This window comes from Mesorhizobium sp. Cs1299R1N1 (assembly GCF_037179655.1).
Classification (GTDB): domain Bacteria; phylum Pseudomonadota; class Alphaproteobacteria; order Rhizobiales; family Rhizobiaceae; genus Mesorhizobium; species Mesorhizobium salmacidum.
Map to the genome: position 1 here is coordinate 1 of NZ_JAPYKR010000050.1, position 5,874 is coordinate 5,874.

Here is a 5,874-nt window from a genome sequence, read left to right on the forward strand (position 1 = left end):
ATGAGCAGCGCGGTGGCGAAGAGGGAGTCCCCTCCCCTTCTCTGCCGGTTCGAGCAAAGCAACAAGAACGGTTGCCAGGGCACCTCGAGCGCCTGGCGGACCGCGCCCGCGACTATGTCGAGGCGGCAAGTTCGGCCAACACACGTCGCGCCTACGCTGCGGATTGGAAACATTTTTGCGCCTGGTGCCGGCGCCGGTCTTTTGAGTCGCTGCCTCCGGACCCGCAGGTCGTCGGGCTCTACATCACGGCGCAGGCCTCGGCGCGAGGAGCAGACAAAAAGTCGGTGTCGACGATCGAGCGTCGCCTGTCCTCCTTGACCTGGAATTTTAGCCAGCGCGGCCAGCCGCTCGACCGCAAAGATCGGCATATCGCCACCGTGCTGGCCGGCATTCGCAACACCCACGCCTCCCCGCCCCGTCAGAAGGAGGCTGTCCTGCGCGATGATCTCGTCGCCATGCTGGAGACGCTCGACAGGGGAACCCTGCGCGGCCTGAGGGATCGCGCCATGCTGCTCCTCGGCTTCGCCGGCGGCCTGCGCCGCTCCGAAATCGTCGGTCTCGATGTCGGCCGCGACCAGACGGAAGACGGCAGCGGCTGGATTGAATTTTTCCCGGACAAGGGCGTGCTGGTGACCTTGCGCGGCAAAACCGGATGGCGCGAGGTCGAGATCGGCCGGGGCTCATCCGACGCCACCTGCCCAGTGGTGGCGCTGCAGACGTGGCTGAGACTGGCCCGTATCGCGCATGGGCCTTTGTTTCGTCGTGTCACCGGCCAGGGCAAGGCCGTCGGTGCGGACCGCCTCAACGATCAGGAAGTCGCTCGCCTGGTGAAGCGGACGGCTTTGGCCGCCGGCGTGCGTGGCGACCTGTCGGAAGGCGAACGCGGCCAAAAGTTCTCGGGGCATTCCCTGCGCGCCGGCCTCGCCTCCTCGGCCGAGGTCGACGAGCGCTATGTGCAGAAGCAGCTCGGCCATGCCTCGGCCGAAATGACTCGAAAATACCAGCGCCGGCGTGATCGGTTCCGCGTCAATCTCACCAAGGCTAGCGGGCTATAGGCCCTGCTGCCCCTACCAACGATGTTGCAATCGCCAAAGGCGGAAGTACGCATTCAACTGGAGCAGCATGTAGTCATGCTGGGCGCCCAGTTTTTGTAGCAACCGTCGATACCTACCAGTTGACGAGGCTCGGTATTGTCTAGAGCCACATCGATGACATTCCCGGAGCAACTATGGCTTTCAACCAATACGGATTTCAGCAGGTCGAATTCGACTGCCACTATCGGCAGTTTGCAGCACCGTTCCTGATTGACGGCAACGCTGACAACAATCGCTATTTCATTCATGAGGCACAGCAGAACCACATCTACTCAATCAACAACGCGTTGCTCGAGCTGGTCACGGATGCTTTGACGCTCCTGTCCGCCGTGACGTTTACCAGAAAGGCAGAGCACCTTTTTCGATACGGCGTCATGCGACGCCTTCGGATGATCGACTCGTCATTCAAGAGCTTCCAGAGCATTGTCCCACCAAATCGGACGGTTCCCCTCTCACAGGTCCAATCCGATCGGATCTGTCGCGACCTCAACGCGATCTACATCGACATCCTCGGCCTTCTCGACAATTACGCCTGGGCAATGGTGTATCAAGCAGGGTCCCCAGCAACACAGGCTGCAAAGCCGCTCGCAATCAACCTCTTCAAGGCGCCCTTCATAGCCGAGACTGCTCTGAAACCGACCGCAGACATCCTGCAGGCGTTCAAAGCTTGGGAGGAAGAGGTTAAAACCCGCCGCAATCCGGCCGCTCACCGGATGCCGCTCTATGTCCCTCCGGCGGCACTCACACCTGCCGATGTGGTCGAGTGCGAGCATTACGAGGGTCTTATCTCCGAGGCTCTCCACGCACAGGAATTCGAAAAGTTGGAGCCTTTGCGTGAAAGGCGCAGTCGCGTCGGCTCGCTCCTACCTAAATTCCTGCACGACCCCGAGGGCCCGGTGATGGATATCTACCCAATCCTTCCTGAGGACATCGGCCAGGTCGTAAAAATCGGGCGGATTGCACAGACCTTTCTGCGTGAGCACGGACGCACAGCCGCAACGCAGTGACCGAAACATCGACGCTATGCACCTTGATACCGGGAACGTCGTTCCCTTGGGCATGCGCCAAAGCTTCCGACATGGCTTGGATCAGATCAGCGCCAAATTTCGTCATCTCGCTCATGTCCTGCTCCTGTTTGCGGCCATGATCCCCTTGGCAAACGCTGCGACCGCCTTAGCCTCGTCCGCTTGAAGTCCGTCTTTTCGTTCTTGCCGTAAGCCAAAAGGGCGTAAATTGGGCATCGTCGCTATACCAGTAACAGATCACTCTGGCTCCGCCACGTTTGCCCTTGCCCTACCCATCACACAAGGCGATGCGATAGGGCCGTTCCAAGGGCTCTTGCCTCGCGACCTATTCATGCTTCTGGTCAACAATGGAAGGTCGCCATGTGCCTGGAAGCAAGCTACCGTCGTTGCATGAACCTACGCCTGCATACTCGGTCAACGCGTGCGCATCGTGCTCAACCTGAAGCGGGTGCCATATGAGTAGGTGGCCATACCTTCGCTGTCGTCCAACCTCTATCGAGAACTCAACCCCAAGGGGCTGATGCCCGCTTGGAGATCGATGGAAGCGTCGTAGCGCAGTCCACCGCAATCGTTGAACCGCTTGAGGAGCTCTTCCCCGAGCCAAGCATTTTCCCGAACGACCCGATCCTCCGAGTCTCCGCCAGATCGTTCGCGCACCTTATCGCGGCTGATCTGCACCCGATCAACAATAACCGAGTTCGACAGTATCTCACTAACGTCTTGAGAGCCGACGAACCGCAGATCTTGGCATGGTATCATCACTGGGTTGGGGAAGCATTCTCCAGCCTTGAAACGCAACTCGCACGACAGCCGGTCCAATTTCGGTTCTGTTTTGGCGATCGGCCTGGGTTAGCCGATGCCTGCCTCGTTTCACAGATGGACAATGCGCGCCGGCAGTGAGTCGGGTCTTTGGCGGTAGAAAAAATCCCTGGTGATCGAGCCACGCCTGCGACACGTCCGAAGATTGTCAGCTGACAACGGCCAGAAAAGGTAGACAGAACAATCGTGTAAGCCGTTTTTATGGCGATATTAAGAGTTCGTTAACCCAATTTCCCTTGACCGACAGCAGAGAGTCAGCCCAATTTGCGGAAATTCTCACGATTGGCTCAGATTTGCGACTTTCACGATGAACTCCACCGCAGCTGAAAATTTGCGACCGAAGGCGACCCAGGCGTTCGATGAAACTATCTGGGAAGATTCGCAGGCCCTGGGCTCACAGCTTCAGGTCTTGCGCGAGCGCCTGTTTCCGCCAGAAGCCAAGAAAGAGCTGCGTTCGTTCTCGACGGCCGAGACCGCAAAGCTGATCGGCGTCACGGAAAGCTATATCAGAAATCTGGCAACAACCGAAGAAGGTCCAATCCCTGAGAAGGCGCACACCGGACGGCGGCGCTACACGCTCGAGCAGGTACACGCACTGCGGCAGCACCTGACCAAGGGGAAGACCTCCTATGTTCCTTGGCGTAGGGACAGTGAACACCTTCAGGTCATCGCGGTCACCAACTTCAAAGGTGGCTCTGGCAAGACCACAACGGCGACCCATCTTGCGCAATATCTAGCTCTTCATGGCTATCGAGTTTTGGCCGTCGACCTCGACCCGCAGGCGTCCATGTCCGCCCTGTTTGGTTATCAACCGGAATTCGACGTTCAGGATAACCAGACGCTTTATGGCGCAATTCGTTACGATGACGAGCGACGCCCCCTCGCCGAAATTGTCCGCAAGACCTATTTCGCAGGGCTTGATCTCGTGCCGGGCAATCTCGAACTCCATGAGTTCGAGCATGACACCCCCCGTGTCTTGGCCGACGGCCAGCACACTGGCGACGGCCTTTTCTTCATGCGGGTGGCCAGCGCCTTGTACAGCGTTGCGGACGACTATGACGTGGTGGTGATCGACTGCCCGCCCCAACTCGGCTTCCTGACTATGTCGGCGCTGTGTGCTGCGACCGCGGTGCTCATCACCGTACATCCGCAGATGCTCGACGTCGCCTCGATGAACCAGTTTCTGGCCATGACGTCGCAACTGCTGGCGGTCGTGCGCGAGAATGGTGGCAACCTCGACTACGACTGGATGAGGTATCTGGTGACGCGGCATGAACCGAACGACGGCCCGCAGAACCAGATCGCGGCGTTCCTGCGCAATCTGTTCGGCGAGCGCGTGCTCACGCCGATGATGGTTAAATCGACGGCGATCTCCGATGCCGGCCTGTCGAAGCAGACTGTCTATGAAGCGCCACGCGAGTCTATGCACCGGCAGACCTACGATCGCGCCATCGAATCCATGGACGCGGTGAATGCCGACGTTGAGAAACTGATCCTGCAGGCGTGGGGGAGGATGCCCCGATGAAGAAGCCCGATGGACGCGGCAGGGACATCCTTCAGGGTCTTGTTGCCGCCGGGAAGCCGAGCCGTCCGGCCGAGGGTTTACTCCCTCAGGTCCGGCCTGCGGGTGCGGTCAAAGCGATGAGCCTTGGCCTTGATCGCCTCTCCGCAGAGGCAGCTCAAGCGAAGGCGTTGCGCGAGGAGCTTGCCAGTCGCGAGACAACTCAGGAACTTGATCCGGCCCTCTTCAGCCCCTCAATCGTCTCCGATCGTATCCCATCGAGGAGCGACAGCCGCTTCCAGGAGCTCAAGGCGGCGATTGCTGAAAATGGCCAGCAGATTCCGATCCTTGCGCGTCCGCACCCGACTGAAGTCGGACGATATCAGATCGCCGCAGGACACCGGCGCTGGCGCGTGGCTCAGGAACTGGAGCTGGGCCTCAAGGCGATCATCCGCAAGCTCTCCGATCAGGAGATGGTCATCCTGCAAGGCCAGGAGAATGGGCCGCGCGAGGATCTAACTTTCGTTGAGAGAGCACGGTTCGCCATGCAGATGGAGAGCCGTGGTTTCGACCGCGACACGCTGTCGGCAGCCCTCAGTGTTGACAAGCCCGAAGTCTCGCGCCTGCTGACCGTCGCGCAGGCACTGGGTGAGGATCTTATCGTGGCGATCGGACCAGCACCCAAGATCGGGCGTCCCAGATGGCTCCAACTCGTGAAAGGGTTGGAGCAGACGCGCGCGCGCGACGAACTGAGGGAGTTGGTGTCTTCGTCGGCCTTTGAAGCCGCGGATACCGATGAGCGCTTCACCTTGGCGCTGCGGGCAGTCGGCATGGTGAAACCGACGGCGAAACGGCGTCCTGTTTCCTCCGACCGCGTCGCTTGGGTCGAGAAGAAAGGCGGCCACATCCGAGTGGTGTCCGACAATGCCAGCTTCGCCAGCTTTCTCCAGCGCCGCCTTCCGACACTTCTTGAGGAGTTCAGGAGCAGCCCTGAAGCAAAATCCAATGGACCATCGAAAGGAGCAATGTACTAAATAACAATCGCTTTTAGCGGATTGTCAGCTGACAACTTGGCCGCGAGAAGCGAAGGATCAGAAACCGGGCAAAAAGAAAAAGGCCCCCGAAACGAAATTCCGGAAGCCCTTCTCAGTTGTGGTGACGAGAGAATCGCACTTCCAGGAATCGCAGTCAAGCCCCTCAAGGGCATCAGCGTCGGTTCGGCGAGCGGATTTCTATTGCCTAGCAATTAGGTGAAGAAAGATGCAGACGCATATCTCAACGACGCCCTTTGGGCGGCGGCCAATGACGCTTGGCATGATTTCAAGCCAAGTGGCCGCAAAGGCAATACCGGCGGACCTGACGGTTCACAAATGGCATGTCTTCCAGAACATCAAGGAAGCCAGAGGCGCCTTGGGCGCCACCGATCGCGCGCTGG

General features: G+C 59.2%; 5 protein-coding genes. All 5 read left to right on the forward strand.

Features of this window, described 5'->3' with window-relative positions; all coding sequences use genetic code 11:
* Positions 1–41: 41 nt before the first annotated feature.
* On the forward strand, positions 42–1,055 hold the full coding sequence (locus tag O7A70_RS33240) for a site-specific integrase (protein WP_337144118.1): 1,014 nt from the start codon (positions 42–44) through the stop codon (positions 1,053–1,055).
* Between the two features lie 173 nt (positions 1,056–1,228).
* Positions 1,229–2,101 carry a hypothetical protein gene (locus tag O7A70_RS33245; protein WP_337144115.1) on the forward strand — a complete coding sequence of 291 codons (873 nt, stop codon included), beginning with the start codon at positions 1,229–1,231 and terminating at the stop codon, positions 2,099–2,101.
* Between the two features lie 1,144 nt (positions 2,102–3,245).
* Positions 3,246–4,463, forward strand: coding sequence for a plasmid partitioning protein RepA (gene repA / locus O7A70_RS33250; protein ID WP_337144116.1), 1,218 nt, complete (start codon positions 3,246–3,248; stop codon positions 4,461–4,463).
* The gene (gene repB, locus O7A70_RS33255) at positions 4,460–5,473 is read left to right on the forward strand and encodes a plasmid partitioning protein RepB (protein WP_337144117.1); all 1,014 of its coding nucleotides are present in this window, start codon (positions 4,460–4,462) and stop codon (positions 5,471–5,473) included. Before repA ends, repB begins: the two co-directional genes overlap by 4 nt.
* A 226-nt stretch (positions 5,474–5,699) precedes the next feature.
* Positions 5,700–5,874: helix-turn-helix domain-containing protein (locus tag O7A70_RS33260; RefSeq protein ID WP_337144119.1), on the forward strand; the 175-nt coding region annotated here is incomplete at its 3' end.